Raw genomic sequence first — 20856 nt, forward strand, 5'->3', positions numbered from 1 at the left:
TTTTTTTGATTATAAAGTAACCTGCAATCCTATTGAAACAACTTTCTGATGTGGGTAATTATAACCTCCTGTACTTACACTTTCCGGATCATAAAATTCACCTACGAACGATCCTGACCAAGTAAGTATATTTTGGCCACTCACATAAACTTGCATTCTGTCCATACCAATTCTTTGGGTCATACTCATTGGTAAATTATAAGACAGTTTTGCATTCTTTAATCTCAAATAAGATACATCATACATCCACTTTGAAGACGTTTGTGTATTGTTATTATTCGGTACGGGAGTAAGTCTTGGGAAACTTGCATCTTTGTTATCAGGCCTCCAATAATCAAAATTTTGAGTATATGCTGACCTTCCATTGAAAAAAGGCCACATGGCCGATCCATCGAAATAATGACTAGTATTACTTACACCCTGAAATAAAACTTCTAGAGTAACCCCTTTAAATTTGACATTCGGCGCAAATCCATATATTATACCTGGTGTACTCGGATCTCCAATAGCAAACCGGTCATCAGGATTTATCTGCCCATCTCCATTCGCATCTTTATATCGAATATCGCCTGGCACAACTTGGCCCCATGGTTGACTGGCAATTCCTGGATTTAAATTTCCCTCCTGGTCAAAATCTGTTTCTTGAAAATATCCAATTGCCTGGTATCCAAACTGTGTCCCGAGTGGTTTACCAGTTCTACGCCGATTTGGATTGTCATAAGTCGTTGAAGTTTCATAGATTTCTAAAACCTTATTTTTTGCAAAGGTTAATGTTCCATTGATTCCAACGGAGAAATTATTATCAAAATCATGATTTAAACCACCTAAAAATTCAACTCCTTTATTTTCCATAACGGCCTCATTTACTTGACTCAACCCTACACCATATTCTAGAGGTGTAATTACATTTGGTGTAATGAGCATATTAGATCTTTTTTCATAAAAATAATCCGCTTCAAAATTAACTGAACCATTCCACAAAGAGATTTCCAGACCAATATCCGTTTTGTTAGCGCGTTCCCAGGTTATATTAGGGTTAGGTTCCGATCTTTCAAAAACTTCTTGAACCCCACTCCCACCAATTACATAACCGGGACCTCGGACTCCAAAAGTACTCAAATACTGAAAAGGTCCCCCGGCTAAAGCACCTACTTCCCCATAAGAAGCTCTTACTTTAAGATTATCAAGCCAATTAAAATTATCCTTGATAAACTTTTCTTCCGACAATCTCCACCCTACCGAAAAAGCTGGAAAAAATCCAAATCGTTTCTCAGGTGCGAAATAATAGTGTCCATCGTAACGACCACTAGCTTCTAATAAATATTTATTGTCATAATCATAAGACAATCGATAAACCAATCCAACTTGCCCTGTTTCATATGAACCGCCACTTGTGGTCATATCGTCATTACTGGAACTTCCCATACTAATCTCATCGATGTAAAGGCTATAATTTCTTCTGGAAGCTCCCAAGGAATACCCTTTTCCATTTATGGCTTCAAATATTCCTGTTAAAGCAATACCATGCTGTTCAAATCTATTATTGTAATTAAATCCAGCCTGATACGTTAACTGGAAAGATTTGTCTTCGTCATGAAAGAGTGTAGGATTAGTTTTTCCAAAGATAGCATCTGTTATCACGTATGGAGTCTGTGAAACATCAATGTTCGCTACATGTAATGGTGTTGACCACTTTTTGTGCGTACTAAAACTGGGATCAAAAGCTACTTTTCCTACTAAATTGAGGCCTTCTAAAAATGGGACATCTTGAGTTATGCCCACTTGTGAATACACACTGTAAGAATTTCTATCCCGATAACCAGAATTGTATATCGCCGAAGATGCATGTGCACCAAACATACCATTACTATAAAACAAAGGGCCAAAATCAGGATGAGCATATTTAATTAATTCAAATATTCTGACAGTAGAAGAACCAATAGAGTTATCATTGTCTGTTGGTGGTTGAGTTGCAAACTTATTGAATCCATTTATTTTTACAGATAATTTTGTAGTCGGAGTAATATCGCCATCGACATTCAAAGATAAATTATACCTATTGGCCGATGTTGATTCCCACATACCTTTCTGGTTTTGATACCCAAAATTTGCATAATACTTAAAATTCTCAGAACCACCAGAAACATCTATACTGTGAGAAGTTAATAGTGCATTTTTATTTATCAAGTCACCCCAGACATCGTAATATGGTGGATATCGATCTGGATCACTACCATCCTTGAATTTTTGCAGTGCTTCGTCAGACCATGGTTTTGGGAGGCCAACATTCTCAGCAGCAAGATTTTTCAACCTAGCATATTCATACCCATTGACTAAATCAGGAACCTTGGTAGGGTTTTGAAAACCAACATATCCGTTATAATTAATTACAGCATCACCGGCTTCACCTTCTTTAGTTGTCACCAAAATAACTCCATTTGCACCCGCCACTCCATAGGGAGCCACTGCGGCGGCATCTTTTAAGACAGTGAATGTTTCAATAGAGTTTGGATCCAGATTTTGAAAACTTCTAGGAATACCATCAACAATTAATAAAGGCTGCGTGGAACCAATAGTAGAAACACCGCGAACAAAAATATCTGAGCCATCAACTCCTGGTTCACCAGATGCTTGTTTAACAATAACTCCTGATAATCTTCCTCCTATAGAATTACTAAGGTCTGTAACGGGTATTGAATTAATCTCATCTCCTTCCATTGAAGAAACAGCAGAAGTTAATGAAGTCTTCTTTTGCGTCCCATACCCCACTACCACTACTTCATCCAATGTCTGCGAATCCTCTAGTAATGTAATTGTTATATTAGTCTTTCCCGCCACCGAAATTTCCTGTGTCTGGTACCCGATATACGAAATGACTAATACTGCTTGTTCGTCAATATCATCGAATGAAAACCGTCCCTCGAAATCTGTTGCAGTCCCTTGATCCGTTCCCTTAACAAGGATGTTCACACCGATCAGCGGTTCACCTACTGCGCTAACTACCTTTCCGGCAATATTCAATACCAACGGCTTTAATTTTAAGACATCCAACGCTTTTAAATCCAACCGTTGTACCGCATTGCCTTTTCTCCTTTTATCAGGAAACGCCTTTTCTTTTTGATCTACCAAACCTTGCAAATGCAATATCATCTTTTTCATCGATTCCACTCCACCCGGATCATCGCGGTATATAATTACGAATTGATTATCAAATATTTGATATGCCAGATTTGTTCCTGTTAATACACTGTTGATCGCCTCCTCCGCCGTCTTATTTTCCTGTTCCTTGTACTCGACCAAATATTCCGATGCCATATCCCGGTCAAAAGTAAAATAAACACCATATCTTACACTGATCATATCAAGTGCCTCTGTCAATTTTATTTTTTCATTCTGATAACTTTCCCCGCCACCTTTTGCAAACGACGACAAAAAAGCGCATAAAATCAGAACAATTGTTAGTAGTCGATTCATATCCTAATAATTTATTTTTTTAATCCATTGTTTGAAAATTAATTTGGGACCATAAACAGCCTTCTTTGTATCTTAGCTAATACAAACCAAATTAAACCTAATATTACTTCTGTCTTCGATCGATCTTACCCGAAAAACTACTCTTTATCGAGTTTCCGGGTCACTTCATAAATGACTCCTCGGGCCTCGATTTCGATTTCCATGGCCATTTCTAACGCTTTTCTCGTATTATCCCAGTCCATATATGGTACTCCCAGATTTATTCTCTTCTGAACCAATGTAGTATCCTTACAAGTCAACCGATGTCCGTATATATCTGTCAGATTTTCTAATACCTGACCCAATGTCTCATCGTGAAAATTGAGTACCCCATTGACCCAGGATGCTGAAGTCGACATCGTTTCCGAGATTTCTTCAGTGACCACTTTGGACTCGACATCGTAAGTAATTTTTTCACCCGGCTTCATCAACTGTTTCTCGCGATCACGTATCAGCAATTCCACGGAGCCTTCATTCAAAAAAACTTCGCTATTCTTATTCCGTGAGGATACATTGAAAGAAGTCCCCAAAACATCAATACTCAAATCCTTGGTTATGACCCGAAATGGTGCATATCTTTCTTCCTTTGTTTCCTCTCCTCCAACCAATATTTTGGCTACTTCAAAAAAAGCTTCTCCCTCAAGCTCTACAATTCGTCCTCCAGGTCTGTTAACATTCCCCTTCCATATTAGCTCTGAATTGGCATTGAGTTTAACCTCTGATCCATCCGGTAATTGAATATTCTTGACTTCGCCGTTTCCAGTAATATATATTTCTTCCTGATTGAAAAAGAACTGATACCCCACGAAACCAAGTGATATCAAAATTAATAACGAAGCAGCCACTTTAACCAGAATGGGTAACTTAAATAGACTACCCCTTTTTACTGATTCTTGTTCCTTCAAATCCATAAATTCCACCCACTCCTCTTTCATAAAATCACGAAATAAATCTTGATTGCCCTCCTCCTGGGAAATAACAATTAACTCTTCAAACTCTTCCTTTGTACAAGTATTGTTCCTGTACTTGCTCATTAGTTTCTTGATTCGTTGTTGATTCTCCTTCACTCTTTTTTAGCTTAATTTAATTATTTCATTGTTCCTATTTGATCAGTAAGACCGTATTCATCAAAAAAAAGACTAGTCTATATTTATTTTTTTTAAAATTATTTTTCTTTTACTACCTTTACAAAACTCTTACTACTAATAAATAATTTTTTTAGATTATTTTTTTCTCAATCATCCCTTTTTATAATATATTATATGGATGAAATTATAAAGGAATATAGAAAACGGGTATTCGGATTTTTAATCAATTATATAAAGCTAAAATCTGAAGCTGAAGATCTCACGCAAGATGTAATGGTCAAAGTGTGGAGTAACAGGGATAAGTTTGAGGAAGTAAAAGACTTAGATTCTTATATTTTGACAATTGCTCATCATGTAGTAATGGATCATTTCAAGAGAATGCACCGGCAAAAAGAGTATAAAGAGAAAGTATGGGAGGCCACCCAGAAGTCAGAGAACACGGTCCTCAAAGAAGTACTGCAAAATGATTTAATTTCCGAACTTGAGTCCGTCTTAAAAGACTTACCTCCCCGGCAGCAAAAAGTATATCGGATGAATCGAATTGATGGGCTGTCACTTGATGAAATAAGTAAAAAATTAGATATTTCCCCTTATACGGTAAAAAATCACCTGGCCCAGGCTACTCAAAAAATAAAAACCCGGATAAAACCCGAATACTTTCTTCTTCTGGCTGCCTATGCAATGATGTAATTATCATAAAGAATTGTATGTATATTTATTATTTGGTTCAATGTTAGGGATAGACAAATGACGGATTCTTCCAATCAACAATTTTGCAAGAATTGCAATGCTCCCATTCTTAGTAGTAAGAGTAGATTTTGTCAGAATTGTGGTGCACGAATGAAATCTCCCAAATTGGATTTCAAAAGTATTTTCAGCGATTTCCTGAGCACCACTTTCAGTTTGGATAATGGATTTATTCCCACATTTGTAGACCAGTGGGTTCCTGGAAAAATATCCGGAACCTTTTTCCGAAGCAACATAAAATATTCTAGCCCTTTTAAATTCTTTTTTATAACGACAATACTTTTTTTTTCAGTTCAAGGAATTATTTCTCACTATGTAGAAAAAGAATACACGCAGGCCAAAGCAGGAAGATCAGGACATTTTCAAAAATATAAACCGGTTCTCAATTTTCAACAATCTGAAGATGTACAATTATTGGACAGCTTGAGAATACGTTTTTTACATACTCATCCGGAATATCAAAAACCCATATCAGTCTTTTTATATGAATATTTTAATAACCATAAAATAAGAGTGATAAATGATTCACTGGAAAACCATCCTGACTTATTAGAGGTAGATACCCCATTGAACGTAGAAATGGATTCAATATCCTGGGACAATAATTCCATGTTCTTTAATCTCGATAAGGTAGAAGCCCCTTCAATCTCCCTCCATAAAGATTCCACTGCCACTGCTATTGCATATAGGGATTTATTTTATCGAAGCCCGCAATCCATACTTAAAAAGTATCGTATCGAATCATTTGTTGGTAAAATTATCATTGCCCGTATGTCAAAACTTTTGTGGGAATATTCTTCTATCCCCCAGGTTTTCATGCAATACTTTACCTGGTTCCTAATAGCCAATATACCTTTGTTTGCTCTTTTTATGACCGCACTATATTGGAGGAAAAAAAGATTTTTTGTCGAGCACCTGGTTTTTATCCTCTATTCGGTATCAACTATTTTATTCATAGTATTATTTATCTATGCCCTCAGTTTATTTATTGTTTCTGATACCGTACAGATTTTCGCATTTTTCTTATTTCCTGCCCTGTACTTTTACCTCTCAATGAAACAATTTTACAAACAAGGCTATATTAAAACAGGCATCAAATTTCTCCTATTTATTGGAGCAGGAATAATAAGCTCGTTTTTCACTTTTCTTGCTTATTCCTTAATTATACTTCTGATAACGTAGCCTCATTTATTTCTCACAAACCTGTTTTTCCGGAATCCTCTTGTGATTACTACTCTCTGCCCTCTGGTTAACATCCGTTCTTTTCATCCGTAACAAAAGGATTCACATCCTGTCAAGGTTTTATCTTATACATTTTCAAATCTCCCATAAAAGGGATAAATTTTTTCCGTGGTAGAAATTTTAAAGTAAAAAAATAGGTGATTTGAAACCCAGAAATTCTTTCACTGCTCTCTTACTCTAGATTATTTTAATCAAAAAACTCCTTGAAAATAACAAAATACAATAGCATCATATTATCTACAAAATCAATACTTGGTTACTATTAATATACTTTGACAGAGAATAATTCCTACTTTCCGAATCCCGACATCGTCTTAGAAGGAATTTCAGGCCTCAAAGAATTATTACTCCAATAGGGATTTCTACTTTTAAAATCACAATTCATAAAAATTAAGTACATATACTTATTAAATAGATTATATTTTAGTTATTATTACGTAATAAATTTATTAATTACTTTATATTGCCTATGATATCTGTACACACCACTTTACCTCCCTTTCACATAAATAATACGCCCAAATTAACACTTGTTGGTGCCGGGCCAGGTGATCCCGATTTAATTACTGTCAAAGGAGTCAAAGCATTGGAATCAGCCGCGGTCATTCTTTACGATGCATTGGCTAATCCGGCTCTTATGGGATACGCCTCGGGAGCTATAAAAATATACGTCGGAAAACGCAGGGGTAAACATTCTTTTACCCAGATAGAAATCAACCAAATGATCGTCAAATATGCCTTATCCCAAGGACATGTAGTCCGACTCAAAGGGGGAGATCCGTTTGTGTTTGGCAGGGGTTTTGAAGAAATAGAATTTGTAAGGAATTTCAACATAGAGACAGAAGTAATACCTGGGATTAGTTCAGCAACCGGGGTTCCGGGGACTATGCAAATTCCCGCTACTGTCCGAAACATATCACGGAGTTTTTGGGTCATTACTGGAGTTACATCACAAAATAAACTTTCTCACGATATCCAATATGCTGCAAGAAGTTCAGCCACTATTATCATTCTAATGGGTATGAAAAAATTATTGGAAATAACCAATATCTATAAAAGTTGTGGGAGGGAAAATTTACCGATAGCTATTATACAAAATGGAACGCGAAATGATCAAAAACAATGTTATGGAACTATTGCTAATATCCTTTCAAAAGTAGAAAAACAAAGCATTACCAACCCAGCAGTAATAGTGATTGGTGAAGTAGTAAGAAAAGGTCGTCACTTTGCCGATGAAATACCGTTACCGGAATTAAACCTACAATTCAATTAATTTCTATCGAATCATTTACCTGAGCACACTTTTAATACAAAACTTTGATCGACGTAACTTCCTACCCCCTCTTTATGAAAATTCTAAATGAAAATTTGTAATATTAAAGTCAAAAGGAAATGAGAATATGAAAAAGAAGGGAAATTTTATCGAAGGCGCTATTCCCCCAGGATTTGTAGCCGAGGTATTAACCAATCATCAATTAAAGCATCATATAGGAGCCCATAATTTTTTCCTCGGTCAGGTCCGAGCTGACAAAAAAGAAGGTTCAGAGGTATCTAGTATAGAGTTTTCTGCATATGAAGAAATGGCTGTTGCCACTATCAAAACAATTCGGGAAGAAGCTTTTGAAAAATACCATTTGTCCTGTTTGCATATTTATCACAGCCTGGGTAAAATCAATGTTGGGGAAATCTGTTTTTTTGTAATGGTTTCTGCTCCCCATAGACCGGAAGTATATGAAGCTACAGAATTTCTGGTCAATGAAATTAAAAACAGAGTGCCTATTTTCGGGAAAGAACTTTTAAAAAATAAATCCTATATCTGGAAAGAAAATAATTAGATTTCATACCGTACTCATATAAGGAATTCAAACTTTAAGTTTCAATAAATGGAAGACATAACTGGTCATATATCCACGCTGAAAAAAGTTGTAGCCCAATCAAATGTCACTTTTAACGGCCACAAAAATATACAATCCCTGTGGAATGAAAAAATAGAAGGAACCGTAAAGTCTGCCACACTTCTGGCTCTAAAAAACACTCACCAAACAATACCCGGATGTCATAATACGGCAATTGATGCTATTGAAGTTAATTTTTCCATTATGGATAATTCTATCGAAATAACAGTTATTGCCAAAACAGTCTCGAAAGCACCCATCACCACGCAGGCAATGCATGGTTTATCAATTGCCGGACTAGTCATTTACGATACCTATAAAGACTCCTTTGAAGAAATTGAAATACAGAAAATAAAAGTCACCCACCAACATGGTGATCAGGCTTCGTACGGAGAGAAATTTCTTCATCCCATTAAAGCATCTGTAATTGTATGTTCTGATTCTATTCATGCAGGAACCAAAAAAGATAAAGCAGGGAAAGCAATTATAGCTAAATTGGAGGAATGCGGTGTAGGAATAGAACACTATGAAGTAATTGCTGACGAAATGGAAGATATCAGAGAGAAGGCAAAGGCCTTTTCAAGAGATTCACAATTAATAATTTATACAGGTGGAACTGGTTTATCCGTAAGGGATTCAACCCCGGAAGCTTTGACGCCACTTCTAGACCGGAGAATTCCGGGAATTGAAGAAGCAATCCGTAGTTATGGCCAGGACCGAATGCCTTATTCCATGTTATCGCGCAGCGTGGCAGGCACCCTGGGTAATTGTTTGGTTTTGGCCCTTCCCGGGTCTACCAAAGGCGCTTCTGAATCCATGGATGCGATTTTCCCTCACCTACTCCATGTATTTAAAATTTTTAGGGGAGCCAGGCATGATTGAAGAGAAAGATTAATATTATTGGATAATTAGGTTCTTTACATAGCTGTATTTTCCTGACCGCAATTCCATAAAATACATACCGGCAACTGCATTATCGGATAAGTTTATAGTCGCACTCCCAATGAAGCTAGTCCCCTTTGATATCAATTTTCCTTGTATATTCCTGAGTATCCATTCTTTCACATCCATTCCTTCTATCTGCAAGGTTTCTCCCTTGAGAACAGGATTAGGATATAATTTAATTTCTTTATTCCCCGACCCCGGATCTGTCGCACTAATCACATAGGTAGAATCACAAGCGATATCCACCTGCTTGTAGAATAATTTATCGTCCTGGTAGCAGCGCAGGGGAATGGGGCATGCGCCATCGCACAGTAAATCATCATAAGGAAGGAAGAATCTAGAACTACCTATTTTCTCTATGACTACCTCACCAATTTCATATCTTGTTGAGTGATCACCGGGAAAAAGTTTTTCAGTTTCTGTGTGCGCAAAATTTCACCATTTATCTCAATAGTGCCGGTAGATTCCAGTGTGACATAAATAAAAGTATCCTGAACACTACTGGCATCCGGGTCATAAGGCGCAGGTGTGACAATCCTCATAGTATCCCCTTCTTCCATACTGAAATCATATAGAATTTCAAATTTATTCTCCCTCAAATAAAAAATAGAATCCCCCTGCTGATGGATCACGATCCTTCCCTGTTCGTAATAATCAGTAGCTACAGCAGTATCCCCATTATACAAATAAATCTCCCCTTCAATGATACGCGCATCCTTCCCGTTCACCACAGTGTCTTTTGTCGCTGTCATCTTTAGACTACTAACAGTCTGACTCAATACGCTAAAAAAATTATAATGCCAGGTAGCTCCTTCTGGTGCCCATTCCAGGCTACTGGTATCTTGCGAATAAATTGCAGGACGGAAAATAAATAATGAACTCAAAATTATGATAAACAAAAGTATCATGAGACTATAATTTTTGAACTTTAAAAGTCTTTTTGAAATATGGATTTTGAAGTTCGACAGTGTATAATCCCGGTTTGAGACCTGGCACCTCTATAGTCCGGGAACCAAAATTCGCTACCAGTACTTTTTCAATTACCAACGATTTGTATTGGTCGTATACTTTCAAATAATGGCCATTCTTATTCGTAAAATTACTATTATCCACTATTTTATTATATGTTTCATCATTCATTGAGATAGTAAGTTCATTAACCATTGGATTGGGATGAATGCTGTATAGATTTCCAGAGTATTCAAATCCCACCTTTCGGGAAATCGTATTACAATTGTACTCCGTTTCAACTTCAAAATTCATGGAAGTACCGCTGCTACCCGAATAATCGATTTCAAGATCTTTTCCGTCATTATCCGATTGCCAATAGGCACTTCCATATGACAATGTCCAGTTAAAAAGATCAGCATCCGGTTCATTGAGAGTGACATGAACAAGAGAGTTGCTTACATAATTGACAGGATTCAAAGTAGAACTATACCCAGGCCAATATACCTGGCCTTCGATATTGTAATTCGGCAATCCGGACTTTCCTACGGCAGAATTATTTTCGAGCCAATGGTGCATTATAGATAGTTGGCACTGTGTAAGAGAGGACTGGGGCTTTATCCAATCCATTAAATTATTGTTACAATCTTGACAATTAGGTGTATCACTACAAGATTCTGAAGCAGAAAAGATATGGCGTAAGCCAAGATTATGCCCCAATTCATGTCTCCAATTTATAGCTGGATCCCAATGATTGGGGTTATTCGGTAATCCTCCAGTATTTTGATACCATAAATAACTTCCCACAGCCATAGACCAATCGTTACATCCTGCATCACAAGCTACCCCACCCACAGTAGATCCGTCTCCCGAATAATTTCCTGGCATTAACAAATGGATCGAATAATTTTTATAGGAAATAGGCTTATTCATTACAAAATCGTACAAATCATTTCCATTACTCAACCACACACTTGGACTTGCGGCATCCCCTTTACTCCACATTTCTGTATTCTCCCAGAAGTGAATCGCCACCACCTCATACCTAATTTTAGAATCCTGAAAATAGGGTGAGGTCGTCGTATAATCAAAATTATCAAGTGAAGCCATATCGTCATTCATATTGTCTAATACCATATCTAAATAATCATGACCTGCAGGATTATCTGGTATATTTTCGCTCCCATCATCCTTTTGAAATATATGAAAAGATATTCTTACGGTTTTTATGGGAACTTCGTCTATATCCACTCAAGGAGAAGACTGTAACTGAATACCAGGTGAAGAGTCCACTGTCCCACACACCAATTGCCCTGGGGAATGTGTACTACAAAACAGAATTACAATCATAATTTTGGTCAAAAGAAAAGCTAAATGGGAAATGGGCTTCTCATGTTATAAATATTTAATCGTTTTCAATAAAATTTCAGGGATAGTAATAAACATACAAATATTATTTCTAAAAAATAAAGTTTTAGCAATAAAACCTTCATGATAATATATATATAATTACTAGCATTCGACCTCATAATCTCATATATTCAATAATAAATCCTGATGCTAAATCCATTTGGAGGTAACAAGTCATTCGGATGAGTAATAACAGACCCTTCACTATTTTTTCTATGAAATCAAATATGTGTAATTCAAAACCACCTTAATATTTTTGAGTACTCCGAATAAATCGCGCTAAATTTATCATATGAATGCAAGATTGTATCCCATATCTATGTTCTCCCTTTTCATTTTAATTTTTTCCTCCTGCCGGGAAACGGGTTCTGCTCCTCTCACCATCGCCACAGCTGCCAATATGCAATTTGCCATGAAGGCTCTAACGGAAGATTTCACCAATAAAACCGGTATAGAATGCGACTTGATTATCGGTTCGTCAGGTAAATTAACAGCTCAAATAAAAGAAGGTGCACCCTTCGATCTATTTGTATCCGCAAACATGAAATACCCGCAAGCTATTTATGAAGCAGGACTGGCCAATAATTTTCCAGAAATCTATGCCCGGGGCCGTCTGGTTCTTTGGACCATGTCCGACAAAATTTCACCAAAGATACCTTCCCTCTCCTCGAGGGATATAAAACATATAGCCCTGGCTAACCCCATGACCGCACCCTATGGACAAGCCGCATCTGAAGCTTTGCAGTATTACGATTTACTGGATGAGATATCTACAAAGCTGGTGTATGGAGAAAGCATTTCGCAAACCAATCAATTTATCACTTCCGGTTCTGCTGAATTGGGATTTACCGCGATGTCTGTAGTACTTTCTCCCCAGATGAAAAACAAAGGAAAGTGGATAGAAATTCCCTCTAAGACTTACTCACCCATTAACCAGGGGGTTATCTTGATAAAACGCAATTCCACAAATGGTGAAAATGCCAAAAAGTTTTATAATTTCATATTTTCCGATAGTGCAAAAGAAATACTCAAAGGATTTGGATACAATGTAGATGAATAAATTTCAGGGACATATTAGTGAAATAAATACACGTGGCAATTTTTCTGTAATCACAGTAACTGTTAACAACAAAATCAAGCTCAAATCCATTGTAATTGACACCCCGGAGTCAGCTACCTATATTTCTAGTGATAGGATTGTCAATGTAGTTTTTAAAGAAACCGAAGTAATCCTTTCAACGGATAAACTTCCGGCCATCAGTTTGTTAAATAGAATTCCAGGTACGATCAGTGAAATAGAGGCAGGTGAATTACTTAGCAGAGTGGTTCTTTGCACGGATATAGGTCCTGTCATCTCAGTGATAAGCACACTGGCCGTTTACGAACTCGACCTTACGGTAGGTTGTGATATAATGGCTATGATCAAATTGAACGAAATTATTCTTTCCAAATGATGGATTGGTCTCCTTTAATATTAACCTTTCAACTTGCCTTTATAACAACCGTGATCTTATTCTTCATTTCAATTCCTCTGGCCTATTGGCTCACACATTCCCGCTTCAGGATAAAACCGGCTATTGAAGCCTCAATATCCATGCCCCTTGTACTACCCCCTACGGTTCTTGGGTTTTATTTTTTATTGGCTTTTAGTCCCGGTAATGCTTTTGGACAATGGCTAGATGAGTGGTTGGGAATTCGATTAGTATTTACCTTTCCTGGTCTGGTAATAGCCTCTGTAATCTATAGCCTTCCATTTATGGTCCAGCCTATTCGCTCCGGGTTATCAGGTCTGTCCCCTTCTATGATAGAAGCATCTTATATAATGGGAAAATCAAAATGGACAACATTGCTCAAAATCGAATTACCTAATATCAAAACATCACTTCTTACGGGTATGGTCCTTACCTTTGCCCATACTATCGGGGAATTTGGTGTCGTATTGATGATCGGGGGGAATATTCCAAATAAGACTAAAGTAGCTTCAATTGCAATCTACGATGAAGTAGAGGCTCTGAATTACGATACGGCTAATCAATATTCTTTAATCCTTTTCGTCCTCACTTTTGCAATTCTACTATTGGTATACATAGTCAATGGCTCAAATTTCAAATATTTCGGGTATGATTGATGTACATGTATTTAAAAAATTATTCGCACCTGACGGCACAATGGAATTAGATGTAAAACTTGTGATAGACAGACATTCGTTCGTAACCTTGTTTGGTGCTTCCGGTGCAGGTAAAACAACACTTCTTAAGATCCTTGCTGGAATTGTTCAACCGGATAAAGGTCAAATATCTGTTAATGATTCAAAGTGGTACGATTCACAGAGAAAATTTTCGCTTCCCCCGCAAAAACGCAAAGTAGGTTTTGTCTTTCAGGATTACGCGCTATTTCCTAATATGACCGTATTTCAAAATTTGGAATACGCAAGCTTTAATAAAAAAAGGAGCAAATCCAAAATTGACGAATTAATAGACCTAATGGAATTGGGCGGACTAAAAGACAAAAAGCCAGGAATTCTTTCTGGCGGACAAAAGCAAAGAGTGGCTCTAGCCAGAGCCCTTGTCGAAAGTCCGGACATCTTGCTCCTTGACGAACCCCTTTCCGCCCTGGATTACTCCATGCGGCTCAAACTCCAGGAATATTTATTGAAAGTTCATAAAAATTACCAACTTACCACAGTACTTGTCAGTCATGACCCCGGGGAAATAATCAAACTTTCTGACCATATATACGAATTGAAAGAAGGGAAAATCATCAGACAGGGAAAGCCTTCTGAGATATTCGGAATGGGACAAACCAGTGCCAAATTCAGCTTTACTGGAGAAATATTACATATTTCACAGGAAGATGTCCTATATATCGTTACGATTCTAATCGGTAATGATGTAGTCAAAATTGTTGCTGACCAATGCGAAGTAGATCAATGGCAACCGGGAGATAAGGTATTGGTTGCGTCGAAAGCCTTTAATCCGATTATTCGAAAATTATAAGGTAAAGCCTTCCGGACCATATAAAGTGGAACGTAAGGTACATATAGTATTCAGAGATACCAGTGCTAAAAGTATTGACACCAACGTACCTAGCATTCAATATCCAATAGATTTATTATAATGTGTAATTCTATTTTATATCAAGGAATTTATGGGATTGTAGACTCAACCTCCATTTGGGATTTTCCTTACAAAAATCTATGCATTTTTGAATATTTTCATCCTGTTTATCATTATCCATTGGTGAAATATAAAGATATTGATAATCCAACTCTTCCCACTCTCTGGGATCCATTCCCCCTTGTGGATATACAATTTTGAGCTCATGACCACTACGCTGTAAAATTTCTGTATTCTCCTTTGGACTCATACAAATCCAATCGACCGGCAAATTGACCTCTATAGTACCATTGGTCTCCATCCCTACTTCAATTCCGGCATCGTGAAAAGCATTTACCAATGCATGGTCCAATTGCAGCATTGGTTCGCCACCAGTACAGACTACATATTTTGGATACGCACCCTCAGGCATTAATGCATTCACCGTCTCCACTAGGCTTTTAGCTGAAGTATATTTACCTCCGTTTTCGCCATCAACACCCCAAAAATCAGTATCACAAAATTGACAAATAGCTTTGTGCCGGTCTTCTTCTCTGCCTGACCAAAGATTGCAGCCTGAAAACCGGAGAAAGACAGCGGGCCGCCCCGAATGATTGCCTTCGCCTTGCAATGTATAGTATATTTCTTTTACCTTATAACTCAATTGTATAGATGATTTAAAATATAAACCCCAAAATTATGCGAATTCATTGATAATACTACCCAAACCTAAAATTGTTTAAGGAAAATATACGAAAGTTTAGAAATTTACCGATTCCAGGTAAAGATAAACAACTTGTCATTAACCATAAGCTTCCGATTTCTTGCTACAGGGCCTTTCAAAACTTCCATAAAAACTCCTTATATTTAACATTTATACAACACGATAATTATCCAATCGTTTTATGAAAAAGAAACCATCGGTAAAAATGGAAGACATTGCCATCCGGGCAGGAGTGGCTCTATCCACAGTAAGCAGGGCACTTAATAATGACCGTCGCATAAGTTCTAAAACGAAAGAAAAAATACGAAATATAGCCAAGGAAATGGGGTTTACCAAAAACCAGCTAGCCTCTGGCTTAATGACCAATAAAACTAATACCATCGGTGTAATAATTCCACAAATCAACCGTGCATTTTTTTCATCCACAATCTATAGCATGGAAGAAACCGCATACAAATACGGTTATTCAATTATAATTTGTCAATCCCAGGATTCCAAAGAGAGAGAATTTAGTAATGTTGAATCACTATTGTCTATGAATGTAGATGGGATCATTGCTTCATTGGCCGTAGAAACCGATGAATACAGTCATTTCCTCAAAGCCAAAAACAGGGGAATTCCCGTGGTCTTTTTTGATCGGGTCCCCGACCAAAAATTGAATACATCCAATATTTTTATAAATGATGAAAAAAGTGCTTACAGGGCTACAGAGCACTTAATCAATCAAGGGTACAGGAAAATCGCCCACGTAGCTGGCCCCGTTCAATTATCAATTTTCAAAAAAAGACTGGAAGGATATTTAAAAGCTTTGAACGACTATAATTTACCAGTTATCGAGGCTTATTCCCAAACCAATCATTTTATGACCCATAAAGAAGGGACAAAATCTGCAAAATACTTATTGAACCTCAAAGATCCACCGGATGCTATATTCTGTGCCAATAATTTAATGGCCATTAGTGCTATATCCGTTGCGCTTGATATGGGAATAAATGTGCCTGAACAATTGGGCGTAATCGGGTTCAGCGAAGAACCTACCTCCTATTTAATGCGTCCGTCTGTAACCTCACTAAAACAGCCCGGGATTCAAATGGGTAAACAAGCTGTTGAATTATTGTTATCAGAAATCAATTTTAGTCCGGAAAAAGGATTATATACATATAAAAACATAGAGTTGGATACCGAAATGAATATCCGGGAATCTACAAGTCGAAACCCTATTTAGACCAATTCACTGACATACTTCTCAATGTGAAACTCCGGTGATTGAATTTCCTCAATGTGTTCCAGCAACCGCCCTTTCAAACCTTCCATTTTTGATAAATCTGTTCCCCAAAATTCGGATTCACGTAAAACATTTTCGACCACTGTTTCTAAGGTATCAGTATTTGAGTCCAGAATTTCTTTTTGTCTTTCGAAAAAAGTCAAAACCTCAGATGTATCTTTGGGATTAAATGTCCCAAATCCGTCAAATAAATAAATACATAGCCAATTAGCTATCGAAAATACAATGCGAGAAGGCAACTGTCCATTTCTATTATAAAAAGATAACAAGGAAGGTAATAACCTAAACCTTATTTTCGCAATAGAGTTCAATGCTATATCAGATAACTTGTGCTGAAGATATGGGTTGCCAAACCGCTCTAAAGTAATTTCTACATATTTCCTGGCCTCTTCTTCATCACCATCCAACGTGGGAACTACTTCTTCCAACAGGCATTCTTTTACAAAATTAAAAGACCAATCTGTATTCATTATCTCAATGACCGTAGAAATCCCATTTAATAAACCGACAGGGACCATCGATGTATGGGCACCATTTAAAATCCTAACTTTCTTTTGTCTATATTCAGATAGGTCGGATACAAGTTCAACATTCAAATCGGCTTCCCCAAATGGCAAAAATTTTGAAACATTTTTTTCTGAAGCAATGACCAAACTGTGATATGGTTCGCACACAACCACAGCTTTATCAGATATCCCTTTCTTTGTTTTTACTTTGTGAAATGCCTGGTCCGAATATCCCGGAACAATACGATCTACCAGGGTATTTACAAAAAGGCATTTTTTATCCAGCCATTGATGAAAAGACTCTTCAAGATTCCAGTGCCTCATATAAGAGACCACACATTTTTTCAAAGTGTCTCCATTCTGCTCAATTAGTTCAGTAGGCATAATGACTATACTTTCTGTGGTATTCCCCAATTTCTGAAAGCGATGGTACAACCATTGACATAACTTTCCAGGGAATTCTTGAGAAGGATGATCAGGAGAATACGGTTCATCGGAATACACAATTCCACTCTCTGTTGTATTCGATACAATCATCGTTACATTTTCATCTTCTGCTGAATTCAAAAAAGCATTAAAATCAACGTACGGATGAATGATCTCATCAATTACATCTATTCTTTCAATTATCGATTTTGCGTGGCCGTTGACCAATCCCTCAACAACCACATGGAATTTTCCCTTTTGATCTTTCAGATTGGAATAATCACCGCCTGGGGTAGGCTTGATCAAAGTAACACTGATTTTCTTTTCAGCATGAAGATTCACCCTTTGAAACATCCAGTCGCAAAAAGCTCTTAAAAAATTCCCTCCACCAAATTGAATTACTCTATTGTCTTTGCCATTCGATTCTTTCATACTGCAAGTTTAAAAAAAAGTTATAGCCAAATGCCAAAGCAAGTGACTATAACTTTGAATATATGTAGGAAATTAATGGTATATCTAAATTCTTTTCGCCCTTGGTACAAGGTCTGTCAACTCCCCGATCCGTACGGGTTTTCCCGATTCAATACTATTTCTGGCAGCTATACCAATCAAAATGGACATGGCCCCGTCTCTTACGCCGGCAGTATGTTTTAATGGGTCCGGACTTTCGGGGTTTACAAAAATTTTATCGTGCAACCTTTTATCTCCACCCCCGTGACCACCTCTTTCAAATTTCACCTGTTCTACAGAATGATCCTCAAAGTTTTTATGAACAATTACAGGTGCAAAATCAACATCAGAATTTCCCTGATTCATTTCGGCAGCATGGAGAGCTGATTGATCCAATGAATCGTTGTCAAAATATGGAATGTCTTGCCATGCCTCAATCCTTCCCTTCCTTCCATTAAAGGCTATTCTCCAGCCTTCATAAGGAGAATAAGTCGTCAAAGAATAATTGACAACCGCATTATTTGCGTATTTAATCTGAGCGGACATTTTATCATAAATATTAATCTCCGGTCTGAACAAACAATTATCCCTGATATATCCGTCGTATTTTTCATTTTCTACATACAATTTCATATATCTTTCGCTCTCTGTAATATCATAAAAGTAATCGCATTCATTTTTATGATTACAGGTACGGCATTTATCGCCTCGAAACGGTCCATTCGTCCCATAGTGTTCCAGATCACCAAATGCAAATACTTCTTCCGGGTCAGAATCTAACCACCAATTCAACAAATCAAAATGATGTGTCGCTTTGTGAACCCACAAAGTACCTCCAGACTGACGCAATCCATGCCACCGTCTGAAATAACTCGCACCGTGATAATTATTTAAATACCAGTGAAAGTCTACAGAGGTAATATCTCCAATTACCCCATCATTTAATAGTTCTTTAATCTTTGTAGTATATGGGCTCCAACGATAATTAAACCCAACGATCAATTTTTTATTTGATCTGCGCTCAGCATCCAAAATATCCTGGCATTTAACTTCATCAGTCGTCAATGGTTTTTCCGTTAGAACATCACAACCATAATCCAATCCCTTTATAATAAATTCATGATGTGTAGAATCCTTTGTAGTAACGATTATCAAATCGGGATTTTTCTCCTGAAGCATCTTATCAAAATCTGTGTATACATCACAGTTTACCCCCATATATTCCTTGGCATACTCTAGACGCCCCGGATTAATATCAGACAATCCTACAAATTCAAGGATATCCGGATACTGCTCTACAAGTCGTTTACCCCAAAAACTTGTCCCTCGAACCCCCGTTCCAACCAAAACAACTTTTAATTTCCTGCTACCCAGGCCAAAAGCACTCGCAGGAACGGTAATCATAGTTCCCGCAGCAAGCATACTTACCGCTTCTAAAAAAGATCTTCTGTTCAAACTCATAAAAAATATTTTTTAATCTTCAATCCAATTTTATAAAAACATATATCCGCAAACTACATATTTCATTTTATGCAAGCGCTTGCCAATATTACATAAAAATATGTATTTTCCAATATGTACTAATAAATATTGGAACATCTCCAATTAATATAAAATGATTCTTAATAAGATGTAATCAGCCAGGAAGGGAAGGGTGCATATTTGGCTTTTGGTACCTGACAAAACGTAAATAACTTCCAACATTATCCAACCCGAATTATTTTCTCGACCGTTAAGGGAGTTACATTAAAACTCCTATGACTTTACAAAGATGATACTTGAGATTAATACTTTCGTGGATCCCCGGTAATCAGCTCTTAAGATTAAACTACTGGCTTCGATAATCTTCAAAATACAGACTGAGACGTTTGTAACGATGAGGAAGGATAAAAATCCCATGAGGAAAAATAGTTAAATTTGCGGATGTAGTCAGGCTGTGACTAAATGTAAATCAAATTTGGTAACTTATCTTCAATAATATTTTTTCCAATATGGATAAAGTAACGGGTATCGGTGGAATTCCCCCCCTGAAAACAAAATCATGGTAGAAAAGCACCTGGGTCTCAATTCAGATCAATATGGCACTGTGTATGTCTCCAAAAGTATCGATACGGGAAGAAAACAATATTTACAATAGAGTCCGTTTGATGAAAAAACAACGTACTTTACCCATTCTGATAAAGACTTTATGATTAAATACAGAGTAGAAAACCTGGATGCACTTGTCCCTCAACACAAGAAGGACGGGGTTACGATCCTCGATGAAATTGAAGAATATAGCTATGGAAAATTTATACACATCCTGGATCAAGAAAATAATAAATTAGAACTGTGGGAACCTATTGATCGACCATTTGACAAAAAATCCGAAGGAAAGACGTTTTGAGTTCACTAAAAAATCTAGTTTTTCCCTTTGCCCGCTTAGGGAGGGAAATTATTCGCCAATACCTTTACGCCCAAAAGTTAAGCAAAGAATCACTAAATAACATCAGGAAACAAACATCCAGTGAATGGGAAAATTATCCTACAATTAAATACGAAATCTTTTACGGGACATTGGTCCCTATTAATTTACATACTAA

19 protein-coding genes are annotated in these 20856 nt (G+C 37.0%); 11 read left to right on the top strand and 8 right to left on the bottom strand.

The window, feature by feature from the left end; genetic code table 11:
- Nucleotides 1-9 precede the first annotated feature (9 nt).
- The gene (locus tag LVD47_RS04230) at nucleotides 10-3474 is read right to left on the bottom strand and encodes a SusC/RagA family TonB-linked outer membrane protein (RefSeq protein ID WP_236974302.1); all 3465 of its coding nucleotides are present in this window, start codon (nucleotides 3472-3474) and stop codon (nucleotides 10-12) included.
- A 137-nt stretch (nucleotides 3475-3611) separates the two neighbouring features.
- On the bottom strand, nucleotides 3612-4547 hold the full coding sequence (locus LVD47_RS04235; protein WP_236974303.1) for a FecR family protein: 936 nt from the start codon (nucleotides 4545-4547) through the stop codon (nucleotides 3612-3614).
- 228 nt (nucleotides 4548-4775) lie between these two features.
- Between LVD47_RS04235 and LVD47_RS04240 the strand changes: the two genes are divergently transcribed.
- The 5 genes from LVD47_RS04240 (at nucleotide 4776) to moaCB (ending at nucleotide 9367) form a co-directional block, all read left to right on the top strand.
- Nucleotides 4776-5291 (top strand): RNA polymerase sigma factor, encoded by a 516-nt coding sequence (locus LVD47_RS04240; protein WP_236974304.1) that lies wholly within the window; start codon nucleotides 4776-4778, stop codon nucleotides 5289-5291.
- A gap of 150 nt (nucleotides 5292-5441) precedes the next feature.
- The gene (locus LVD47_RS04245; protein ID WP_236974305.1) at nucleotides 5442-6530 is read left to right on the top strand and encodes a hypothetical protein; all 1089 of its coding nucleotides are present in this window, start codon (nucleotides 5442-5444) and stop codon (nucleotides 6528-6530) included.
- A gap of 529 nt (nucleotides 6531-7059) precedes the next feature.
- Nucleotides 7060-7863 carry a uroporphyrinogen-III C-methyltransferase gene (gene cobA, locus LVD47_RS04250; RefSeq protein WP_236974306.1) on the top strand — a complete coding sequence of 268 codons (804 nt, stop codon included), beginning with the start codon at nucleotides 7060-7062 and terminating at the stop codon, nucleotides 7861-7863.
- 127 nt (nucleotides 7864-7990) lie between these two features.
- On the top strand, nucleotides 7991-8425 hold the full coding sequence (locus tag LVD47_RS04255) for a molybdenum cofactor biosynthesis protein MoaE (protein WP_236974307.1): 435 nt from the start codon (nucleotides 7991-7993) through the stop codon (nucleotides 8423-8425).
- Nucleotides 8426-8473: 48 nt separating this feature from the next.
- A complete protein-coding gene (gene moaCB / locus LVD47_RS04260) occupies nucleotides 8474-9367 on the top strand; it encodes a bifunctional molybdenum cofactor biosynthesis protein MoaC/MoaB (protein ID WP_236974308.1) in 894 nt (297 codons plus the stop codon).
- Nucleotides 9368-9382: 15 nt separating this feature from the next.
- On the opposite strand, the gene LVD47_RS04265 is transcribed toward moaCB, so the two are convergent.
- From LVD47_RS04265 to LVD47_RS04275, 3 genes are all read right to left on the bottom strand, one after another.
- Nucleotides 9383-9676 carry a T9SS type A sorting domain-containing protein gene (locus tag LVD47_RS04265; RefSeq protein WP_236974309.1) on the bottom strand — a complete coding sequence of 98 codons (294 nt, stop codon included), beginning with the start codon at nucleotides 9674-9676 and terminating at the stop codon, nucleotides 9383-9385.
- A gap of 116 nt (nucleotides 9677-9792) precedes the next feature.
- Nucleotides 9793-10338: a hypothetical protein gene (locus tag LVD47_RS04270; RefSeq protein WP_236974310.1), complete on the bottom strand. Its 546-nt coding sequence runs from the start codon at nucleotides 10336-10338 to the stop codon at nucleotides 9793-9795.
- Between the two features lie 4 nt (nucleotides 10339-10342).
- Complete coding sequence (locus tag LVD47_RS04275; protein WP_236974311.1) at nucleotides 10343-11629, bottom strand: zinc-dependent metalloprotease family protein; 1287 nt, start codon at nucleotides 11627-11629, stop codon at nucleotides 10343-10345.
- 451 nt (nucleotides 11630-12080) lie between these two features.
- On the opposite strand from LVD47_RS04275, the gene modA reads away from it, so the two are divergent.
- From modA to LVD47_RS04295, 4 genes are read left to right on the top strand one after another with little or no spacing between them, the layout of a single operon-like run.
- Nucleotides 12081-12848 (top strand): molybdate ABC transporter substrate-binding protein, encoded by a 768-nt coding sequence (gene modA / locus LVD47_RS04280; RefSeq protein WP_236974312.1) that lies wholly within the window; start codon nucleotides 12081-12083, stop codon nucleotides 12846-12848.
- A complete protein-coding gene (locus LVD47_RS04285) occupies nucleotides 12841-13242 on the top strand; it encodes a TOBE domain-containing protein (RefSeq protein WP_236974313.1) in 402 nt (133 codons plus the stop codon). The genes modA and LVD47_RS04285 overlap by 8 nt, the downstream gene beginning before the upstream one ends.
- A complete protein-coding gene (gene modB / locus LVD47_RS04290; protein WP_369427744.1) occupies nucleotides 13242-13916 on the top strand; it encodes a molybdate ABC transporter permease subunit in 675 nt (224 codons plus the stop codon). Before LVD47_RS04285 ends, modB begins: the two co-directional genes overlap by 1 nt.
- A complete protein-coding gene (locus LVD47_RS04295) occupies nucleotides 13909-14784 on the top strand; it encodes an ABC transporter ATP-binding protein (protein WP_236974315.1) in 876 nt (291 codons plus the stop codon). The genes modB and LVD47_RS04295 overlap by 8 nt, the downstream gene beginning before the upstream one ends.
- A gap of 130 nt (nucleotides 14785-14914) precedes the next feature.
- On the opposite strand, the gene queE is transcribed toward LVD47_RS04295, so the two are convergent.
- Entirely contained in the window at nucleotides 14915-15547 is a 633-nt protein-coding gene (gene queE / locus LVD47_RS04300; protein WP_236974316.1) for a 7-carboxy-7-deazaguanine synthase, read from the bottom strand.
- A 241-nt stretch (nucleotides 15548-15788) separates the two neighbouring features.
- On the opposite strand from queE, the gene LVD47_RS04305 reads away from it, so the two are divergent.
- Nucleotides 15789-16832, top strand: coding sequence for a LacI family DNA-binding transcriptional regulator (locus LVD47_RS04305; RefSeq protein WP_236974317.1), 1044 nt, complete (start codon nucleotides 15789-15791; stop codon nucleotides 16830-16832).
- Here LVD47_RS04305 and LVD47_RS04310 read toward each other — a convergent pair.
- Together LVD47_RS04310 and LVD47_RS04315 are read right to left on the bottom strand one after the other, a co-directional pair.
- On the bottom strand, nucleotides 16829-18256 hold the full coding sequence (locus tag LVD47_RS04310; protein ID WP_236974318.1) for a tagaturonate reductase: 1428 nt from the start codon (nucleotides 18254-18256) through the stop codon (nucleotides 16829-16831). The genes LVD47_RS04305 and LVD47_RS04310 overlap by 4 nt on opposite strands.
- Before the next feature lie 84 nt (nucleotides 18257-18340).
- Nucleotides 18341-19735: a Gfo/Idh/MocA family oxidoreductase gene (locus tag LVD47_RS04315; protein ID WP_236974319.1), complete on the bottom strand. Its 1395-nt coding sequence runs from the start codon at nucleotides 19733-19735 to the stop codon at nucleotides 18341-18343.
- 727 nt (nucleotides 19736-20462) lie between these two features.
- Here LVD47_RS04315 and LVD47_RS04320 point away from each other — a divergent pair.
- Entirely contained in the window at nucleotides 20463-20660 is a 198-nt protein-coding gene (locus tag LVD47_RS04320) for a VOC family protein (protein ID WP_236974320.1), read from the top strand.
- The last annotated feature ends 196 nt before the right edge of the window (nucleotides 20661-20856 follow it).

The organism is Membranihabitans maritimus (assembly GCF_021729145.1).
GTDB lineage: Bacteria > Bacteroidota > Bacteroidia > Chitinophagales > Saprospiraceae > Membranihabitans > Membranihabitans maritimus.